The 19091-nt window shown below is 67.5% G+C and carries 16 protein-coding genes and 1 riboswitch; of the genes, 9 read left to right on the plus strand and 7 right to left on the minus strand.

The genetic code is table 11. The features are described 5' to 3' along the window. Window positions 1-48 precede the first annotated feature (48 nt). A complete protein-coding gene (locus tag P5P27_RS12690) occupies window positions 49-876 on the plus strand; it encodes an alpha/beta fold hydrolase (RefSeq protein ID WP_278124249.1) in 828 nt (275 codons plus the stop codon). Between the two features lie 69 nt (window positions 877-945). Here P5P27_RS12690 and mgtA read toward each other — a convergent pair whose 3' ends face one another. Then, a complete protein-coding gene (gene mgtA / locus P5P27_RS12695) occupies window positions 946-3702 on the minus strand; it encodes a magnesium-translocating P-type ATPase (RefSeq protein WP_278124251.1) in 2757 nt (918 codons plus the stop codon). A 264-nt stretch (window positions 3703-3966) separates the two neighbouring features. Beyond that, window positions 3967-4144: riboswitch (M-box (ykoK) riboswitch) on the minus strand. 242 nt (window positions 4145-4386) lie between these two features. Between mgtA and P5P27_RS12700 the strand changes: the two genes are divergently transcribed. Further along, window positions 4387-5076 carry a S1 family peptidase gene (locus P5P27_RS12700; protein ID WP_278124254.1) on the plus strand — a complete coding sequence of 230 codons (690 nt, stop codon included), beginning with the start codon at window positions 4387-4389 and terminating at the stop codon, window positions 5074-5076. 127 nt (window positions 5077-5203) lie between these two features. After that, on the plus strand, window positions 5204-5548 hold the full coding sequence (locus tag P5P27_RS12705) for a VOC family protein (protein ID WP_411815550.1): 345 nt from the start codon (window positions 5204-5206) through the stop codon (window positions 5546-5548). A gap of 34 nt (window positions 5549-5582) precedes the next feature. Here P5P27_RS12705 and P5P27_RS12710 read toward each other — a convergent pair whose 3' ends face one another. Both P5P27_RS12710 and P5P27_RS12715 read right to left on the minus strand, forming a co-directional pair. After that, a complete protein-coding gene (locus P5P27_RS12710; RefSeq protein WP_006897829.1) occupies window positions 5583-6083 on the minus strand; it encodes an O-acetyl-ADP-ribose deacetylase in 501 nt (166 codons plus the stop codon). A gap of 40 nt (window positions 6084-6123) precedes the next feature. Next, window positions 6124-6609, minus strand: coding sequence for a PPOX class F420-dependent oxidoreductase (locus P5P27_RS12715; RefSeq protein WP_039868008.1), 486 nt, complete (start codon window positions 6607-6609; stop codon window positions 6124-6126). A gap of 112 nt (window positions 6610-6721) precedes the next feature. Here P5P27_RS12715 and P5P27_RS12720 point away from each other — a divergent pair, with 112 nt between their 5' ends. From P5P27_RS12720 to P5P27_RS12730, 3 genes are read left to right on the plus strand one after another with little or no spacing between them, the layout of a single operon-like run. Beyond that, window positions 6722-8233 (plus strand): DUF3375 domain-containing protein, encoded by a 1512-nt coding sequence (locus tag P5P27_RS12720; protein ID WP_006897831.1) that lies wholly within the window; start codon window positions 6722-6724, stop codon window positions 8231-8233. Further along, window positions 8230-8829 (plus strand): DUF4194 domain-containing protein, encoded by a 600-nt coding sequence (locus P5P27_RS12725; protein ID WP_006897832.1) that lies wholly within the window; start codon window positions 8230-8232, stop codon window positions 8827-8829. Before P5P27_RS12720 ends, P5P27_RS12725 begins: the two co-directional genes overlap by 4 nt. Further along, complete coding sequence (locus tag P5P27_RS12730; protein WP_006897833.1) at window positions 8826-12230, plus strand: ATP-binding protein; 3405 nt, start codon at window positions 8826-8828, stop codon at window positions 12228-12230. The genes P5P27_RS12725 and P5P27_RS12730 overlap by 4 nt, the downstream gene beginning before the upstream one ends. Before the next feature lie 13 nt (window positions 12231-12243). Here the strand turns inward: P5P27_RS12730 and P5P27_RS12735 are convergent, their stop codons facing one another. From P5P27_RS12735 to P5P27_RS12745, 3 genes are read right to left on the minus strand one after another with little or no spacing between them, the layout of a single operon-like run. Continuing rightward, entirely contained in the window at window positions 12244-12462 is a 219-nt protein-coding gene (locus tag P5P27_RS12735) for a dodecin (protein WP_006897834.1), read from the minus strand. Between the two features lie 57 nt (window positions 12463-12519). Continuing rightward, window positions 12520-13203 carry an IMPACT family protein gene (locus P5P27_RS12740; RefSeq protein WP_006897835.1) on the minus strand — a complete coding sequence of 228 codons (684 nt, stop codon included), beginning with the start codon at window positions 13201-13203 and terminating at the stop codon, window positions 12520-12522. A gap of 47 nt (window positions 13204-13250) precedes the next feature. Beyond that, the gene (locus P5P27_RS12745) at window positions 13251-14288 is read right to left on the minus strand and encodes a hypothetical protein (RefSeq protein ID WP_278124264.1); all 1038 of its coding nucleotides are present in this window, start codon (window positions 14286-14288) and stop codon (window positions 13251-13253) included. Between the two features lie 57 nt (window positions 14289-14345). Here P5P27_RS12745 and P5P27_RS12750 point away from each other — a divergent pair, with 57 nt between their 5' ends. Next, window positions 14346-14927, plus strand: a complete 582-nt coding sequence (locus P5P27_RS12750; protein ID WP_222111570.1) for a TetR/AcrR family transcriptional regulator — start codon at window positions 14346-14348, stop codon at window positions 14925-14927. A gap of 93 nt (window positions 14928-15020) precedes the next feature. Here the strand turns inward: P5P27_RS12750 and P5P27_RS12755 are convergent, their stop codons facing one another. Beyond that, window positions 15021-16673, minus strand: coding sequence for a DUF222 domain-containing protein (locus P5P27_RS12755; protein WP_222111569.1), 1653 nt, complete (start codon window positions 16671-16673; stop codon window positions 15021-15023). A 206-nt stretch (window positions 16674-16879) separates the two neighbouring features. Here P5P27_RS12755 and P5P27_RS12760 point away from each other — a divergent pair, with 206 nt between their 5' ends. Then, window positions 16880-17623, plus strand: a complete 744-nt coding sequence (locus tag P5P27_RS12760; protein ID WP_222111568.1) for an N-formylglutamate amidohydrolase — start codon at window positions 16880-16882, stop codon at window positions 17621-17623. Between the two features lie 242 nt (window positions 17624-17865). After that, the gene (locus P5P27_RS12765; protein WP_222111567.1) at window positions 17866-18996 is read left to right on the plus strand and encodes a pyridoxal-phosphate-dependent aminotransferase family protein; all 1131 of its coding nucleotides are present in this window, start codon (window positions 17866-17868) and stop codon (window positions 18994-18996) included. The last annotated feature ends 95 nt before the right edge of the window (window positions 18997-19091 follow it).

Here is a 19091-nt window from a genome sequence, read left to right on the forward strand (position 1 = left end):
CGTTACCCGCGGTTACGTAAATTTCCGCGGCTTGCCTCGGGAGCAGTCATGGAGACCTTTTCGCGAGCCGGCTTCACCTTCGATGTCGCCGACGCGGGCACCGCCGACAACGGCACAGTCGTTCTGCTGCACGGCTTTCCGCAGACCTCGCAGTCGTGGACCGGAGTATCGGAGCGATTGAATCAGCGGGGCTACCGCACCATCGCGCCGGACCAGCGCGGCTACTCTCCCCGCGCCCGTCCGCGCAGGCGAGTCGAGTACCGCATCGGCGAACTCGTCTCCGACATCGAGTCCCTCATCATCCAGTCCGATGCGCGGCAGGTGCATCTGGTCGGCCACGACTGGGGAGCGCAGGTGGCGTGGATGCTGACCGCCACGCGACCGGACCTGGTCGCCACGCTCACCACCGTCTCGGTGCCGCATCCCGCGGCCTTCCTGAAATCGATGCTGCACAGCGACCAGCTCCGCCGCTCCTGGTACATGGCCGCCTTCCAAGCGCCCCGCCTGCCGGAACTGCTGATCGCCCGGAAACCCGAGTTCTTCGACCGCATGCTCGCCTCGACCGGAATGGACGATCAGATGATCGCCGACACCCACCGGCAGATCATCGACTCGGGGGCACTGACCGGCGGCCTGAACTGGTATCGCGCGCTTCCGTTCGGCCGCCCCGGCGCTCTGGCGCGCCGCATCACCGTGCCGACCACTCACGTGTGGGGCGCAGGCGACACCGCGTTGGCGCGCCGCGGCGCCGAGCTGGCCGGAGACTACGTCGACGCCGACTTCCGGCTCCGGATCCTCGAACACGCCAACCACTGGATCCCCGAACAGAACGCCGCCGAACTGACCGAGATCATCCTCGACCGGATCGAGAACTGAGAACTGTGAAAACTTTGGCTCCCGGAACGGTGTGAGAGACCGTTCCGGGAGCCAAAGTTTCTGCCGCGGTCAGATCCACGCACCGTATCGGCGCACGAACATCCGCTTCGCCACTTGCGTCACGACGCAGTACCCGACCAACGTGACGATCAGCCACGGGAAGTACGACCACGGCAGCGGCACCAGACCCAGGCCCTGACCGAAGCCGGTGAAAGGCAGGACCAGTCCGAACACGCAGACTGCGGCAGTGGCGAGCACCACCGGGAGTCCGGCCCGGGACTGGACGAACGGAACCCGGCCGGTCCGCAGCAGATGCACGATGAGCGTCTGCGAGATGATCGACTCCACGAACCAGCCGGACTGAAACAGCGCCGCGTGAACCGGTGAGTTCGCCGCGAAGACGAACCACATCAGCGCGTAGGTCGTGATGTCGAAGATCGACGACAACGGACCGATCCGCACCATGAACCTCCCCAGTCCGCGGCTCTCCCACTTGCGCGGACGCGCCAGGTCCTCCGAGTCCGCGCGATCCCACGGCAGAGTGAGCATCGCGAGGTCGTAGGCCAGGTTCTGCACGAGCACCACGATCGGAATCATCGGGATGAACGGGAGCAATGCGCTGGCGACCAGCACCGAGAACATGTTGCCGAAATTCGACGACGCCGTCATCTTGATGTACTTCATGGTGTTCACGAAGGTCCGCCGGCCCTCGATCACTCCCGATTCGAGAACAGTCAGGTCCTTCTCCAAGAGAATGATGTCGGCCGATTCCTTGGCGATGTCGACCGCCGTGTCCACCGAGATTCCGACATCCGCGGTCCGCAGAGCGGGCGCATCGTTGATGCCGTCGCCCAGGAACCCGACGGTGTGTCCCCGCGTCCGCATCGCCTCGACGATCCGCGCCTTCTGCGTGGGGTTCACCTTCGCGAACACACTGGTGCGCTCGGCGAGTTCGGCGAGCTCCTTCAGGGACAGGTCGTCGATTTCGGCGCCGCTCACCACCCGCCGGGCGTCGACGCCGACCTTCCGGCAGACGGTGGCGGCCACCATCGGGTTGTCGCCGGTGATCACCTTCACCGCCACGCCGCGTAGCCGCAGACTGGTGATCGCCGCCGCGGCCGAATCCTTCGGCGGGTCGAGGAACAGCAGGAACCCGACGAGCGTCATGCTCGCCTCGTCGTCCTTGGTGTACTCGTTCTCGGTGAGACCGCCCTCGGGGTGGTCACCGCGTTCTGCGACGACCGACCGGACGGCGACGGCGAGCACGCGCATTCCGAGCGCATTCTGTTCCGCTACCAGATCGTCGAGTTCGGTGCGGCGCTGGACGGTCAGCGGCAGTTCGGTCCCGTCGCGACGTTCGGCGACGCACCTGTCGAGCAGTTCTTCCACGGCCCCCTTGGTGACGATCAGGTGCGACAGTCCGTCGTCCACCACCACCGACAGCCGCCGGCGCTCGAAATCGAACGGAATCTCATCGACGAGGGTGTACTCGCGTTCGATGCGGCGCACGATCCGCGAGCCGGCCGAATCGAGCACCGCATCGTCCAGCAGATTCCGCAGCCCCGTCTGAAAGTGTGCGTTGACCGCCGCGTACCACAGCGGATCGTCACTGTCGTTCGCCGTGACGTCGATGTGCCGCTCCAGAACGATGCGGTCTTCAGTGAGCGTTCCGGTCTTGTCGGTGGCCAGCACATCCATCGCGCCGACGTTCTGGATGCTGCCGAGCCGCTTGACGATCACCTTCCTCCGCGCCATGAAGTTCGCGCCCTTGGCGAGGTTCGCGGTCACGATCAGCGGAAGCATCTCCGGCGTGAGTCCGACGGCGGTCGTGACGCCGAACAGGAATGCGGTGGTCCAATCCTTGGTCAGTCCGTTGATCACGAACACCACCGGCACCATCACCAGCATGAACCGGATCAGCGTGTAGCTGACCTTCTTGATCCCGATGTCGAAGGCGGTCTCCGGTCGCTCACCGACGATCGCCTTCGACATCGAGCCGAAATAGCTGTTCCTTCCCGTTCCGAGGACGACGGCGGTGCCCGATCCCGACACCACGGAAGTGCCCATGAACGCCAGGTTGGGGGCATCGAGCAGGTCTGCTGCCGTCACCTCGACGACCTGTTCGGCGGTCTTCTCGGCGGGCAATGCCTCGCCGGTGAGCATGGCCTGGTTGATCTGGAGGTCGTTGACCGCGATCAGCCGCACGTCGGCCGGGATCATGTCGCCCGCCGCGAGCCGGACGATGTCTCCCGGCACCAGGTGCTCGACCGGGAGTTCCTCGGTCACCGCGACTCCCCTCCGGTTCCGGGTGACCGCCGCCGTCGTCCGGACCATCGCCTTGAGGTTGTCGGCCGCCCTCCCCGACCGGTACTCCTGCCAGAACCGCAAGATCGCGCTGACCAGGACCATCGCACCGACAGTGACGACGCCGGTGTAGTCACGGCCGCCGGCCGGATCGGCGAAGACCACATCGGTGAACACCATCACGACGGCCAGGAATACGAGGATCGCAATGAAGGGGTTGACGAAGGCGCGAGCGAATTGCACGACCACCGGCGCGGGCCTGTCATGATCGAGTTCATTGGCGCCGTAGCGGAGTCGGCGTGCACCGACCGCCTCGTCGACGAGGCCGTCGAGCGAGGTCGACTGCGCGGAAAGCACCGCGTCTGCGGTGCCGGTGGCGGCGTCGAGCAACGCTTGCACGCGCGTGGAGTCGATGGTGCTGGTCGTGGCCTGCGGGCGCACGTCGGCGCCGGATGGCCGGCTGTCGTGCGAGTGCTCGGCGCGACGGCCGAGCACGTCCAATGGAGTGCTGAAATTCTGCATGAGGAATCCCCGGTGATTCGGGCACGACGGAGCCCCGCGCTGCCTGATGCAGCGCGGGTTCTCCACGTCAGTGCGCGGTGAAAGGAATGGGACGGTGACCCGGGCAGGACCGTTCTCAGCGGCCGTCGCTACGAGAGCCGAGGCCGGTCGGCCTGCGCGGGTACGGCAACCGACTACTTCCGTCGTCGCTCACGGCCGATCACCTCCTCTCGCTCGGCATGCACGACGCGCACGAGGAGGCCGGAACCACGGAGATGGATCGACGAACGACTTCCACGTAAGAGCTTCGGCACTGCACGACGTGTCCTTCCGCGGGAGCGGACGGAAGCCACTTCGGGTCAACCCTTAATCCGGGAGGACCTGTCCTAACCTTGGGCGTCTCTCGACGTCGTGAGATCAGTGGCCTGTGTTCGTGCAGGAGCTTCGCCTAACGAAGTGCTTGCCCGACCATTGTGCGTCGCTACACGTGACACCGCAACTCGAGCGGCGCGCCGGAGGCAGTGTTCTCGGCGAATCCGGCAGATCCGCGTTTTGAGTTCGGCCCGCTGCTGTGCTGGACTGACTCCGGATTCGGCATATCGTCGCAATTCCATTGCGGGGGAAGGCTGTCGGCCTTCGGTACCGGCACTGCGCTGTGTCGCGGCGTCGGTCGACTACCCGATCGGCACATTCTGGGGAGGATGAATGAAGAGACTTCGTACAGCGGTGATCGCGATCGGCGCTGCCGCCGTCGCGCTGAGCCCGGCCGCGGTCGCGCACGCCGCGCCGGCCGCCACCGTAGGAGGCGGGAGCGGCATCGTCATCGACAATCGGTCGCTGTGCACGGTGACCGCGGTCGGTCACGACCGCGGCGGCAGGCTGGTCGGCCTCACCGCCGGCCACTGCGGCGACGTCGGCGACGCGGTCAGCCTCGAGCGCAACCGCCGGGCCGGCACCATCGGCCGGATCGTCACCAAGAGCAAGGGCTGGGACGTCGCGGTCATCCGCCTCGATCCGGCACGCGTCCGGGCGGTCCGCACCGTCGGGCACGCCCGGATCGCCGGTGTCGGCGCCTATCCGCAGCCGTTCAGCAATGTCTGCAAGGCGGGCCGCACCACCGGATTCACCTGCGGTCCCACTCTGCTGGTGAACGGCTCGCGAAGCTACAGCTACGTGTGTTCGGCACCCGGCGACTCGGGCGGGCCGATCATCGAACGCGGACGCGTCGTCGGGATGCTGAACGGCTCGCTGCGTCTGGCCGGCCCCGGCACGTCGATCGCGTGCGTCGATCCGGCACTGCCGGTCTACACGCCGATGGCGGCCACGAAGATGACCGACATTCTGCGGTCGCTCAACGCCAGCGGTCTCGTCGGCGCGGGATTCCGTACAGTCTGACGCCGGAGCCCACCGCCGGAGCGGACCGATTCTCACGGATCGGTCCGCTCTCGCCTTCTCGGCGGGCGCGAGTACTAACGTCGAAGCCGAGGGTGACGCCGAACCGAGGGAGCCGACTGTGCGCACCATGAAGATCAGCACCAACATCTCGGTCGACGACGTCGACCGCGCCAAGTCGTTCTACACCGACTTCCTCGGCTTGCGCGAGGAAGAGTTCAACATGGGCTGGGTCGCCCGCTGCACCGACCCCGATTCCGGCGCGCACGTCCAACTCGTCTCACGCGACAAGACCGCCCCGGTCGATTCGGCACTGTCTGTGCACGCCGACGACGTCGACGCCGCCTACGCCGAGGCACAGGCGGCCGGATACGAGATCGTCTACCCGCTGACCACCGAAGAATGGGGTGTCCGCCGGTTCTTCGTCCGTGCACCCGACGGAACCGTGCTGAACATAGTTCAGCACCGTGACTGAACCGGGACCCCGGAAGCGCCGCAACCGCGGATGCTCAGTGAGCGACGGCCTCGCGCAGCAGTTGTTCGAGCGCGCCGTCGAACGCCACGAGCAGCACCGACGACACGCCGGTCGGCGTCGCACGGACCGTCTGCACCGCCGCCGCGGCGGCGTCGTCCTTGGGCCACCCGTACACACCGGCACTGATCAGCGGAAATGCGACGGTCGCCGCCCCCAGCGTGTCGGCCACTTCCAGCGACCTGCGGTAGCACGACTCCAGCAGCGACCGATCCCTCTGTCCCGCTGCGTAATTCGGCCCCACGGTGTGGATCACCCATCGCGCCGGGAGATCGCCCGCGGTGGTGTGTCCGGCATCGCCGGTCGCGAGGCCGTCCGGAAACCGTGCGATGCAGTCACGCAGGATCGCCGGACCGCCGGCGCGATGTATCGCGCCGTCCACACCCCCGCCGCCCCGCATCGCGTTGTTGGCCGCGTTGACGATCGCGTCCACGTCGAGGGTGGTGATGTCCGCGCGCACCACGTCGATGCTCGCCATCGTCTCCTCCGTCTCCTCAGTGTCCTCAGTTCCCGTGTCCTCAGTTCTCCGCGGCGTCCAGCCGGTCCGCGACCTCCTGGGGGAAGCCACCGGTCGCGATGGGCCCCCACCGCTGCGGCGTGATCCGGATCAGGGACTTGTTCTGCAGCCGCATCGCCGCCCGGTACTCGTCCCAGTCCGAGTGCTCACCGGCGATGCTGCGGAAGTAGTCCACGAGGGCGTCCTCGGCCTCGGGCATGTCCAGGACCTCGGCCGTCCCGTCGATCTGCACCCACGCATCGTTGAAGCTCTCCGAGAGCACCAGAACGCTGACGGTCGGGTTCCTGCGCGCGTTGGCGGTCTTCGCCCGGCCCGGATACGTCGCGATGACGATCCGGCCCTGATCGTCCACTCCTGCGGTGACCGGTGACATCTGCGCGGTGCCGTCCCGCCGCGTCGTCGAGAGGATCATGTGATGCCGCGATCGGGCGAAGTCGAGGACTTCGGGCAGGGTCACAGAGGTATTGGTTGCGATGGTGCGTGCCATGTCGCCGAGGGTAGTCCGAGCACCGCGCTCCGGACAGGGCTCGGCGATCATCGGTCCGGCGGCGCCGCCACCGTGAGCCCGCCCACGCTCCGGACCCCGCTACCCTGGCCCAGTGCAATTCGACGAGATCGTCGCCGTCCGGAGGAGCAATGCGGCCTGGCGACTGCTGAGGGCCGACAACGCGCCGCTGCTGCTGTCGTTCCTGGGACGGGTCTTCGTCGACGACAACGTCCGCGAGATCTCGGAGTCGGCACTGGTCAGCCTGCTCGACGAGGAGTTGTACTCGTTGAACGAGCGGCTCGGCGAGGGAACCTATCCGCGATCGCCGAAGGCCTACCTCGACGAGTGGTCGGCCGCCGATACTGCGTGGCTGCGCAAGTACTACGTGATCGAGAGCGACGAGCCGCACTACGACGCGACCCCGGCGGTCGAGCGCGCCGTGGCCTGGGTCCGGTCGCTGCGCGACCGCGACTTCGTGGGCACCGAGTCACGTCTCAAGACCGTGCTGGAACTACTGCGGCAGATCGTCTACGGCACCACCACCGACGCCGAGGTCCGGCTCGCCGAACTGCGCCGCCGTCGCGCCGAACTCGACGCGGAGATCGAGGCCGCCGAGCGGGGCGAGTTCCAGGTCCTCGACGCCACCAGCCGACGGGAGCGCTACCAGCAGTTCGCCGACATCGCCCGCGCGCTGCTCTCCGACTTCCGTGAGGTGGAGACCAACTTCCGCACCCTCGACCGCCAGATGCGGGAGCGCATCGCCACCTGGCGCGGCACCAAGGGCGAACTGCTCGACGAGATCGTCGGCAGCCGAAACGTCATCAGCGACTCCGACCAGGGCCGCAGCTTCCAGGCCTTCTACGACCTCCTGCTCTCCGCCGACCGACTCGACGAGCTCGACGAACTGGTCCGGCATGCGCAGGGCCTCGACGAGGTCGCCGACTCCGACATCCGGCTCACCAACATCCACCACGACTGGCTCGACGCCGGAACCCGCGCGCAGGACACGGTCCGCCGGCTGTCGGAGCAGCTGCGCCGCTTCCTCGACGACCAGGCGTGGCTCGAGAACCGCCGCGTCATGGACCTGCTGCGGAGCATCGAGTCGTCGGCCTACGCCATCCGCGACCGCCGCGTCGACGACTTCGCCCAGGAGATCGACTCCCCGGCACCGAGCGTGAATCTGCCCCTCGAGCGTCCGCTGTACCGTCCCGCCGCGGCGGTCGAGGTCGCCAGCGAGGGCATCGAGGAGGGCGAGGCTCAGGGGGCCTCGGAAGCGCTGTTCGAGCAGATCCACGTCGACCCCGCGCCGCTGATCGACGGCGTCCGACGGGCGCTGCGCCGCTCCGGCCAGGTCACGCTCGCCGAAGTCCTCGCCGAACGTCCCCTCGAACAGGGGCTCGCCGAACTGGTCACCTATCTGTCTCTCACCGACGACGGCTTCGGGAAGGTCTTCGACGAAAGCGCCGACGAGACGGTCTCGTGGACTGACGAGAGCGGTGGCCGCCGTGTCGCTCGCGTCCCGCGCGTGATCTACACCCGGCCGTCCCCTACCGCGAGCCCCACCGCGGGCCCCACCGTGAATCCGACCGCCGACCCCACCGCCCCCGACCAGGAGACTCGATGAGCCGCCCCGTCCCCCGCGACGAGCTGAACCTCTCGCTCGCGGTCACCTCGCTGATGAAGGGCGTCGTCTACCGCGACACCGCCGAGACCGCCTGGCGCCACGTCCTCGGCCTGGCCGCGCAGGTGAGCGATTACGTCGCCACGCTCGGTCTCACCGTCGTGATCGACGAGGCCGAGGGATATGCCTTCCTGCGGTCCAAGAGCGACGACGAGCTGGCCGACCTCGGGATCGGGCGTCTGGTCGCCCGCCACCAACTGCCGCTGCATCCGTCGTTGCTGCTGGCCCTGTTGCGCAAGAAGCTCGCCGAGCACGACACCTCCGATGCGGGCAACCGTCTGATCGTGACCGGTGCGCAGCTGCGTGAAATGGTCAGCCCCTTCTTCCCCGCCACCACCAACGAAGCTCGGATCGCCGACCAGGCGGACACCGCGATCCGGCGCGTCGTCGAACTCGGCTTCCTGCGCCGCATGCCCGGCCAGGACGGCGAGTACGAGGTCCGGCGGGTCATCAAGGCCTACGTCGACGCCCAGTGGCTGTCGGATCTGGACGCCCACCTGGCCGAGTACGCCGAGATCGCCACCGAGGAGCGACGATGACCGGACTGTTCGCGCCCACCGAACTCGAGAACGCCGATTCGGCACGGTCGGGATTCCGGCTCCAGCGCTTCCAGGTGCTCAACTGGGGCACCTTCGACCAGCGTGTGTGGACGCTGGTGCTCGACGGCCAGAACGGATTGCTCACCGGCGACATCGGGTCCGGCAAGTCGACGCTGGTCGACGCCCTGACCACGCTGCTCCTGCCGGCCCACCGGGTGGCCTACAACAAGGCCGCGGGCGGCGAGTCGCGCGAGCGCGACCTGCGCTCATACGTTCTGGGCTACTACAAGTCCGAGCGCAACGAGGTGACCGGCGCGTCGCGTCCGGTGGCACTGCGCGGGATGTCGAACTATTCGGTGATCCTCGGCGTCTTCCACAACGAAGGCCACGACGAAACGGTCACGCTGGCGCAGGTGTTCTCGATGCGGCACGACAGCGGCCAGCCCGAGCGGTTCTTCACCGTCACCGACCGCGCCCTGGACATCGCCACCGACTTCGCCGACTTCGGCTCCGACCTGCGCGCCCTCCGCAAGCGCCTCAAAGACGGCGACACCCGCATCCACGAGCACTTCCCGGAGTACGGGCGCGATTACCGGCGGGCGCTCGCCATCCGCTCCGAGCAGGCCATGGAACTGTTCCATCAGACCGTGTCGATGAAGGCGGTCGGCAACCTCAACGACTTCGTCCGCGACCACATGCTCGAGCCGTTCGACTCCAGCGGATGGGTCGACACGATGGTCTCGCATTTCGAGGACCTGACCGCCGCCCACGACGCGGTGGTCCTGGCACGCACTCAGCTCGAGGAACTCGGACCGCTGCTCGCCGACGACGACCGCTACCGCCGTCACGTCGAGATGGCCGCCGAGCTCAAGGCCCGGCGCGGCGCCCTGCGCCACTACTTCGCCCAGCAGCGCCACGACCTTCTCGCCGGTGAACTGGAGAACCACAACCGTGACCTCGCGGCCACCCGCGCGGCGCTCGAAGCGGTCGACCGTGATCTGGCCGACCTGCGGATCGGCCTGCGGGAGCTGGAGCTGCGCCAGGCGGGTCTCGGCGGCACCGACATCGCGGCGCTCGAACAGCAGATCGTCGACGCTGCGCGCCAACGCGAGGAACGCGCCGCGGCACACGAGCGGTACACCCGGATGATCGAGGACGCCGGGCTGGCGCCGGTCTCCGACCGCGGACAGTTCGAACAGCGCCGCACCGAGGTCGCGGACGCCGTCGAGGCGCTGGACGCCGAGGCCGCGGAGGTCGACAACGCGCTCAACGAGGTCCGGTACAGCCGCAGGCAGTTGGACGGCGAGGGGCGGCGCGTCGCCGGCGAGATCGCCAGCCTGCGCGGGCGGACCAGCAATATCCCCGAACGCAATCTGCGGATCCGCGAGCTGATCTGCCAGGGCGTCGGCCTTCCGCACGACGAGCTGCCGTTCGTCGGCGAACTCATCGGCGTCCGCGCGGACGAGAGCCGCTGGGAGGGCGCCGCCGAACGGGTGCTGCGCGGCTTCGGCCTGTCCCTGCTGGTCGCCGCCGACCTGTACGACGAGGTCTCGGCATGGATCGACGCGAATCATCTGGGCGGGCGCGTCGTCTACTTCAAGGTGTCCGATCACGTCTCGTCGAAGGGTGCGCCGACGCCGCCGCCGACCGCGCTCGCACACAAGATCGACATCAAGGAGGGACGCTTCGAGACCTGGCTGGAACGCCGGCTGTTCGAGCGGGCCCGGCATGTGTGCGCCGAGACGCTCGAGGAGTTCCGCGCCGCGGACTACGCGGTGACGGTCAACGGGCAGGTCCGCTCCGGCGGCGGGCGGCACGAGAAGGACGATTCCCAGCGGGTCGACGACCGTCGGAACTTCGTCCTCGGCTGGAGCAACGAGCAGAAGATCACCGCGCTCTTCACCGCCGGCCAGCGGGTGCAGGACGACCTCAACCGGGTCGATCAGGAGATCGCCGATCTCGAGGATCGGCGGCGAGCCCTGATGGACCGCCGCAATGCGCTCACCGGTTTGGACGCCTACCCGAGCTTCGATGTCATCGACTGGATGAGTTCGGCGGCCCGGATCGCCGAAATCACCGAGCGCAAGACCGAGCTCGAGCATTCCTCGACCGAACTCGCGGAAGTCACCGACGCCGTCGCCGCCACGCGCGAACAGCTGTCGGCCGCCGACGCGACTCGAGACGGATTGCGCGACAAGGTCTCCCGCCTGGAGATGGCGCGCGATCAAGGAGAGAAGGCGCGCAATGCGGCGCAGGCGGTGCTCGCCGAACCGGAGTTCGCCGAGGCCGAAGCCTACTTCGAAGCGATCGCCGAGGCGGTCCAGGCCTACCGAGCCAAGGTCGACGGCGGTGCCGACCAAGTGCTCACCGTCGCCGAATGCGCAGAGTTGGAGGCGTCGCTGACCGAGAAGCTCACGGACGAATCCGAGCAGCACACGAGCCGTGCGGGAACGTACGAGACGCGTGTGGTGAACCGGATGTCGGAGTTCAACCGCAACCATCCGGTTCTCACCACGGAGTTCGACGCGGACATCGCATCGGCCGACGAGTACCGCGAGTTGCATCGTCGGCTGGCGGAGGACGATCTCCCCCGCTTCGAATCGGAGTTCAAGAACTATCTGAACACCAATGCGATCCGCGACATCGCGATCTTCGCCGCCAAGCTCAACAAAGAAGTCCACCAGATCCACTCGAAGATCGACACGATCAACGAGTCGCTGGCCGGGATCGAGTACAACCCGGGACGCTACATCCGGCTCGACGTGAATCCGACGGCCGCGCAAGACATTCGGGAGTTCCGCGCCGATCTGCGCAAGTGCAGTGACGGTTCCTTCGATTCCGGCGGCGACGATCAGTACGCCGAGGAGAAGTTCCTCCTCGTCAAGGCTCTGGTGGAGCGCTTCCGCGGCCGCGAGGGTTTCACCGACCTCGATCGCAAGTGGACCGAGCAGGTCACGGACGTGCGCAACTGGGTCACCTTCGCGGCGTCGGAGCGATACCTCGACGGCGACGGGGAGTACGAGAACTACACCGACTCCGACGGCAAGTCCGGCGGCCAGAAGGAGAAGCTCGCGTACACGATCCTGGCCGCATCGCTCGCCTATCAGTTCGACCTCAAGTGGGGAGCCACCCGCTCGCGCGATTTCCGTTTCGTGGTGATCGACGAGGCCTTCGGCCGGGGCTCGGACGATTCGGCCCGTTACGCGCTGTCGCTGTTCGCGCGCCTCGGCCTGCAGTTGCTGATCGTCACGCCGCTGACGAAGATCTACACGATCGAACCCTTCGTCTCCGCGGTCGGATACGTGGAGAACCGCGGCGGCAGCTACTCACAGCTCCAGTGCCTCACCATCGAGCAGTACCGCGAGAAGCGTGCGGTGCGGGAGTTGGTGCACGAGGCCTGAGTCGGGAGCCTGCTCAGGTATCGCGCGGTTCCAGTGCGAACCCGATCTTGACGGTGACCTGGAAGTGCGCGATGGCGCCGTCCTCGATGTGGCCGCGGGTCGACACCACCTCGAACCAGTCGAGGTTCTTGACGGTCTCACCCGCCCGGCTGATCGCATTGCGGATGGCGTCGTCGGTGCCGGTGGTCGACGAACCCACGACCTCGATCACGCGGTAGACATTGTCGCCCATGACTCGCTCCTATCGATTGGGGTGCCTCTCCCCTGTCTATCAGTTCCGGCTCGGTCGTCAGCGGGTTTGGGCGTCTGGAACTGGCACGTCCACCCATGTCCGGCCCGCCGGCTCGGCCGTCCCCGCACCCGAGGTCGCCGCCGCGACCACCGCCTCGACGTCGTCGGCCTCGGCCGCGACCACCAGGGTCACGTCGGCGCCGTACTCGGTGTCGATCACCTGCGCGCCCTTCGAGCGGAGCAGCCCCTCGACACGTCCCGCGTCCGCGTGTGCCAGCCGGATCCGCCACAGCGAGCGCGGCTCCCGGCGCACCAGCGGTGCCGTCTGCAATGCCAGCGACACCGCGTCGCCGTACGCGCGGACGAGCCCGCCGGCGCCGAGGAGGGTTCCGCCGAACCAGCGCACCACCACCGCGCAGACATCGCTGAGTCCGGCTCCCACCAGCACGTCGAGCATCGGGCCGCCGGCGGTGCCCGACGGCTCGCCGTCGTCGTTGGTGCGGGTCGTCTCGCCTCTGGCTCCCAGCACGAATGCCGAGCAGTGGTGCCGCGCGTCGCGGTGAGCGCGCCTCTGCTCGGCGATCAGTTCGCGGGCCGCGGCTTCGGAGTCCACGCGGCGCACCACGGCGAGGAACTTCGAGCGCTTCACATCGAGCGTCGCGACGGCGTCCGGCCCGCCGGCGAGCGTGAGATGACCGGTCGGGCCGGCGTCGGGTGCTGTCCGGGGCGGCCGAGTGTCCATGGGTTCATCTTGCCGTACCACCGGCAACGATCGCCGCGAGCGCGAACTCATCTGATCCCGAAGATCTTCACGAACATCGGCGTATCGAGCAGGGTGTGCGGTGCAATGGCGTGGTAGGCCCACAGATGCGTCCACGCGTTGGCGCTGCGGATGGTGATGAAGGTCTTGAACATCCCCGGACCGGTGTAGAAGAGGAACAGGTACAGCACTGAGACGAGTGCGTCCGACGGCGAGGCGAAGTTGGTCCATCCGTCGAAGAAGTGCAGGGTCGCATACGTCAGACCGCCGAGCACCACCGTCGCGGGCACCGACCCGGTCAGCTTCAGGTACCGCGGCGTCAGGATGCAGTAGATGAAGACCATCGTCGGCAGAGCTGTGCCCGCCAACCCCAGCACGAGGGTCAGCGGGGCGCCCAGCAGTGCCTGATGCGCGGGCAGTCCGAGGATCGACGACGATCCCGCCACCGCCAACTGCACGGCCGACTCGATGAGCAGGACCACGACGATCAGCAGGAGGTCGGCACGGCGGTCGGACGACGTCAGACTCAGTTGCTCGGAGGTGTACCGCCGCCGGAAGACGATCAGCGGCACCACGGCGAACACGATGAGGTTGTACAACGCCCAGCTCAGCGTCTCCGGAATCGTCACGGGCTGGTCGGTGCGGATCACCATGCCGTCGAGGTGGAAGCTGAAGGCGTGCCAGCCGAAGGCGCGCCCGAGCAGGAAGCCGCCGACCATGCCCGCGACGCCGTAGCCGAGCGTCGCCGCCACCTCGGCGCGCGCCCTGGTCCGCTCGGGTGCCCGCGTCGCGACGTCGGGCACCCTCCGATGGCGCGTGAGCAGATGCACGACGACCATCAGCGCGAAGACCTCGAGATACATCAGATCGGTCCCGATCACCTTCTGGGCGGTGGGCGGTTCGGCGAGTTCGCTCGCATGCAGCGGCAGATGCCGTCCGGCCACCGCCATCAGCACCGCGTTGATCACCAACCATCCGGCGGCCGCGAGCCAGACGGCGCGACCGGGCCGTCGCCTCCGCGGTGATGCGGAGCGGCGGTCGAGGACCAGGTCTCGCGTGCCAGCCATACTAGAATCATACGCTCGTATCATACGAGTGTATAGATACTCGGCTACACTGTTCTCATGCCCGCCTCCTCCGTCCGCGACCGCATCCTCGACACCCTGCTGCGGCTGGCGGCCGAACGCGGCGCCGAGGGCGTCACCGTGCGGGAAGTCGCCTCCGCCGCCGCGGTGTCGATCGGCACCGTGCAGTACTACTGCCACTCCAAAGAGCAGATGCTGACGATGGCCTTCGACGAGGTGAACCGGCGGATCGCCGCCCGGGTCGACGCGATCGAGTACGACGGGCCGGTCGGTGCCGTGTTGCGACGCGCCCTCCTCGAGTTCCTCCCCCTCGACGACGTGCGCCGCCGCGAGGCGGCGGTGTACCTCGCGTTCAGCACGCGAGCGGTGGTGGAGCCGACCCTCGCTGCCATCCGCCACGACCTCATCACCGAACAGCACCGGCTCTGCGCCGACGCCTTCCGGCTCGCGCAGCAACGCGGCCAGGACGTGACGGTCTTCGACGCCGATCAAGCCGCCTGGACCACCGTCGCCCTGATCGACGGTCTCCTGCTGAATCTGTTGAGCGACCCGCGGGGGCTGTCGGCGGCCGGCGCGATCGAGGCGGTCGACCGCCATCTCGGTGCCCTCACCCAGATCTGACCGGCGCCACGATCGGCATTCTCAATCAGCTCGAACGCGATGACGCACCGGTTCATCCGCCCGCTCGGTGGCGCGGCCGGCGTTCTCGCACCCTCAGAACTGGGGCTCACCCCACTCCGTCCCCCACGCCGTCCCGCACTCCGTCACCGAAGCCCCAGTCGGCACCACAGCCTCCACGAGCTCACGAGCTCGACGATTCGCCGCCCGCCGCCGCATCCGGTACTGATGCTTGGCCTCCACTCGCGTACGCGGTCGTTCCGGTGCAACACCGGCGTGTCCGGATCCTGGGCGTGTCGGCGCCGGGTGCCTGCAAGTGAGGTGGCCGAGCTCCGGCAGGAGCCACATGTTCAACGCCCGCTGACGTACCGTGAACCCCTCCGGCGTGGTGACCTCCGTCCAGATCACACCGTTCGCGTCCACGACCTGATCGTCGACCCATCCGCCGACGAAGGTCTTCAGACCATGATGGAAGCGGCACTTCGGATTCAGGTTGCACACGCACGTCGGGCCGCCGGCAGTCGGATCGGCGTGGTTGAACTCGCACACGTGGTCCAGGTCCGACTTCCACGCCGCCCGCTCGCATCCCGGCCACGAGCAGGTACCGAACAGACCCCGCATCGCCGCATCCACTGCCGCAGTCGGCCGATAGGCGTTGCCGGGCTGCGCCTGATGATCGACGAGCTCGTCGAGATCCACCTCTCGCCGAACCGCGTCCTGACGAGCTGCCAGTTCCCGCGCGTGCTCGGCCGAGATCGGACCGTACCCGTCAAGATAGGCCGGGGTGTCGGACTCCCCTCCGAGAGTCTCCTTGCGAACCACCACGTGCAGCACCACCCGTGCGCACCGCGACGCGATCGCCTCCGCCGACAACTCCGCGGCGCAGTCGTCCCGACCGCACTCGCATGCGAAGTCGGTCCCCGTCAGCCGCGCGACGGCCGCCGCCGATCGACGTTCGCCGCGCGTCCGCGGGTCGTGCGGGCACACCCCGGCGATCACCGCGTCCAGCACGTCTTTCACGACCATCGCGTCCTCAGCCGAGGCCGTCACGATCACCTCTGACACGCCCTCGCCGAGCGTGTTCACCCGCACTTGCTTGGCGAGCTTGACCTGCTCGCGGGTCAACGTCACGGCATCTGGATCATTCTCAGCCACAATCGAACTCACCAGCGATTCCACCCGGGCAGCCGACAGCGCGCCCGCCTCGGCAAGCGTGTGCGCGATCTCGGCGTCGATGAAAGCCAGTAGATCCGAATCGTCGACGAGCGCCGTCTGCTCGACCACCCGACGAAACCACGCCGGGCAGATCAGGCCGTCACGCATCAACCGGCCCACCGCCGGAATCCGCTCCATGCACGCCACTGCGGCCTCCACGAAATGCTCGGCCGTGCACTGCCTCACCCCCGCCACCGTCGCATACGACGCCGCGACCTGGCACAGCGGATCGTAGAGCCGTGTGTACGCGTCGGCACCCGACTCGGCACCGCCGGCCGAGCCATCGGACTCGGCCTGATTCGCTAGCAGCAGTGCATGCACCGCTTCGTAGCGATGCCACAACACCAGCCCCTGGTAGCAGTCCGCCCGCGCCGCGAACCCGAGCAGAGCAGCACGATCGGCCCGCGAGGTGCAGTCCGCCGACTCTCCCGTAGCTCCCGGACGACCGATCCGAATCACGATCGCACCCTCGTCGACCACCACCGACGAGCCCGCCGACGCGGATCCCGAATCACCTCTGACCTTGATGTTCATTGATCCCCCTCCGTTCGAATCGAACTTGCATTCGATGTTATCCGGAGGGTCTGACATGAATGATCGCGAGAACTTCCGCCACCCCTGAGCGGACCGCCATGTGTAGATCGAGGATCCGGATTGTCGTAGGCCCGTGCTTGTCTGTCGCGTTGCCGCATGGGCGGGGACGTGCCGTTCGTCGGCGCCACTACGTGTGAAGGACCAATATGCCCCCTCGCGCAACGATTCTCAACGGAAACCCCGACTCGCCGGTCCTGCTTCATGTCGCCCGCCGCGCTCAGCTCGCACGGCCGCACTCCATCGCGCCGTCGATCCCACTCGAGTCCCTGGACGCCGCAACCGAATCGGTGGCCAAGTGCGCGCGGACGCACGCGGCGGTTCGCCCGCACCTGATCTTGAACGACCTCTCGCCGCTACCAGAAGCAGCACGTCTGCCCGGTGATGCGGACCCGATCGACCACATCCAGCCCTACGCCTGGCTGGTGACCGATCTGATCGAAGAGCGGTTGACCGCGACCGGCTGCGCCGTGATCGTCGACATTAGTTCGTACCCGAACGAGTCGACTCCAGTCGACGATCAGCCGCAGCCACACCCCGAGGTCTGTTGCGGCATCGACTTTTCGCACACTCCGGCAGAGCTTCTCGATGCGGCGGTCATCGCGTTCGGTGAGTTGGTCTCCGCCGGACCCGACATACCGCAGCCGCGGCGGTACGTGCCCCAGGCACAGTACCGAAACGACCAGCGTGTCCAGGCGATCACGGTGGCGATCCGCAATGACGTCCTGCTCGACGGACACTTCGCGGTCAACCCGGAGTCGGTCGAGCGACTGGGCCGGGCGATCGGCGAAGTGATCGGGGCACGGGTGTCACCACCCGCGGTAAACCAGGACGACAGTTCCCCAGACCCGTCGATCGAACGGTCGAATGTCAGGCCCCAGTCCTATAGTTAAGCCCTTAAGTAAGGCAAGTAAGGCATCTCACTCGAACTGGAGGATCGTGGCACCGACTTCCCGGCCGGAACCTCCGGTTCGGTTCCGCCGCAGCCGCCCTCGGATTGCCGAGAGGTGTCAGAGCCTGCGGATAGCGTGCTCGCCCCACTCCTCTGCGGGCCGCACGAGTGTCGGTGTCGGCCGCGTCACTGTATCCGCAGGCCCGGCACACCGAACCGGCCACGCCATGAGACCCTGGGCAGGTGACTCTTCCTCATGACGACATCGATCCAGACGGCCTGCTCGAGTACTCGGTCGTGTTCACCGACCGTTCCCTGAACCACATGTCCAAGCGGTTCATCGGCGTCATGCAGGATCTCCTCGGCATCCTGCGCACCACCTACCACGCTGGCAGCGTCGCTGTCGTTCCCGGCGGCGGCACCTATGGCATGGAGGCGGTGGCGCGTCAGCTCGCGACCGGGCGCCGCGTGCTCGTCGTGCGCAACGGTCTGTTCTCGTACCGGTGGTCGCAGATCCTCGAGACCGGTGAAATCACCGATCAGGTCACGGTGTGCCAGGCGCGTCCGGTCAGCGACGCCCACCAAGCCGCGTGGGCTCCGGCGCCGATCGACGAAGTGGTGGCCGCGGTGCGCGAACAGCGCCCCGAGGTGGTCTTCGCTCCCCACGTGGAGACCGCGTCCGGCATTCTGCTGCCCGACGACTACCTGACGACTCTCGCCGCGGCGGTCCACGAGGTGGGCGGACTGTTCGTCCTCGACTGCGTCGCCTCCGGTGCGCTGTGGGTCGACATGGCCACCATCGACGTCGACGTCCTCCTCACCGCGCCGCAGAAGGGCTGGAGCGGCACCCCGTGTGCCGGTTACGTCATGCTGCGCGAACGCGGTCGCGAGGCCGTCCTCAACTCGACGTCCACCAGCTTCGCGATGGACTTGCGCAAGTGGCTCTCGATCAGCGACTCGTACGTCGACGGCCAGGCTCCGTACCACGCGACCATGCCGACCGACTCGCTCGCGCACAACGTCGAGCTCATGCGCGAGACCGTCGACCTCGGCGCTGAGGAACTGCGCAGCCGTCAGCTCGACCTGGGCAGCCGGGTTCGCAAGCTGCTCGCCGCGAACGGCATGCCGTCTGTCGCCGCCGAAGGCTTCGACGCCGCGACCGTCGTCGTCGCCTTCACCGACGACGCCGCCCGCAAGACCGGCGCCGCGTTCAAGGAGGTCGGTCTGCAGATCGCCGCCGGCGTCCCGCTGCAGTGCGGCGAGGGCGAGGACTACTCGTCGCTGCGCATCGGACTGTTCGGCGTCGACAAGCTGACAGATGTGGACGGGACCGTCGAGCGGCTGAGTGCCGCACTGGATCGGTTGAAGGGGTAGTACTCGTCCCCTCGTGGCCTTCTTCCGGAAGCGATACCATCTTCCGGAAGAAGGCCACGAAGTCCAAGTACAGCAAAGGCCTCAGGTGGCTCGCC

The sequence above is a fragment of the Gordonia sihwensis genome (assembly GCF_029632925.1).
Taxonomy (GTDB): domain Bacteria; phylum Actinomycetota; class Actinomycetes; order Mycobacteriales; family Mycobacteriaceae; genus Gordonia; species Gordonia sihwensis.

Excerpts from the sequence above, each read along its gene's own strand:
- P5P27_RS12690 (WP_278124249.1), top strand. The coding sequence starts at position 49 with ATGGAGACCTTTTCGCGAGCCGGCTTCACCTTCGATGTCGCCGACGCG.
- mgtA (WP_278124251.1), bottom strand. The coding sequence starts at position 3,702 with ATGCAGAATTTCAGCACTCCATTGGACGTGCTCGGCCGTCGCGCCGAG.
- P5P27_RS12700 (WP_278124254.1), top strand. The coding sequence starts at position 4,387 with ATGAAGAGACTTCGTACAGCGGTGATCGCGATCGGCGCTGCCGCCGTC.
- P5P27_RS12705 (WP_411815550.1), top strand. The coding sequence starts at position 5,204 with ATGAAGATCAGCACCAACATCTCGGTCGACGACGTCGACCGCGCCAAG.
- P5P27_RS12710 (WP_006897829.1), bottom strand. The coding sequence starts at position 6,083 with ATGGCGAGCATCGACGTGGTGCGCGCGGACATCACCACCCTCGACGTG.
- P5P27_RS12715 (WP_039868008.1), bottom strand. The coding sequence starts at position 6,609 with ATGGCACGCACCATCGCAACCAATACCTCTGTGACCCTGCCCGAAGTC.
- P5P27_RS12725 (WP_006897832.1), top strand. The coding sequence starts at position 8,230 with ATGAGCCGCCCCGTCCCCCGCGACGAGCTGAACCTCTCGCTCGCGGTC.
- P5P27_RS12730 (WP_006897833.1), top strand. The coding sequence starts at position 8,826 with ATGACCGGACTGTTCGCGCCCACCGAACTCGAGAACGCCGATTCGGCA.
- P5P27_RS12735 (WP_006897834.1), bottom strand. The coding sequence starts at position 12,462 with ATGGGCGACAATGTCTACCGCGTGATCGAGGTCGTGGGTTCGTCGACC.
- P5P27_RS12740 (WP_006897835.1), bottom strand. The coding sequence starts at position 13,203 with ATGGACACTCGGCCGCCCCGGACAGCACCCGACGCCGGCCCGACCGGT.
- P5P27_RS12745 (WP_278124264.1), bottom strand. The coding sequence starts at position 14,288 with ATGGCTGGCACGCGAGACCTGGTCCTCGACCGCCGCTCCGCATCACCG.
- P5P27_RS12750 (WP_222111570.1), top strand. The coding sequence starts at position 14,346 with ATGCCCGCCTCCTCCGTCCGCGACCGCATCCTCGACACCCTGCTGCGG.
- P5P27_RS12755 (WP_222111569.1), bottom strand. The coding sequence starts at position 16,673 with ATGAACATCAAGGTCAGAGGTGATTCGGGATCCGCGTCGGCGGGCTCG.
- P5P27_RS12760 (WP_222111568.1), top strand. The coding sequence starts at position 16,880 with ATGCCCCCTCGCGCAACGATTCTCAACGGAAACCCCGACTCGCCGGTC.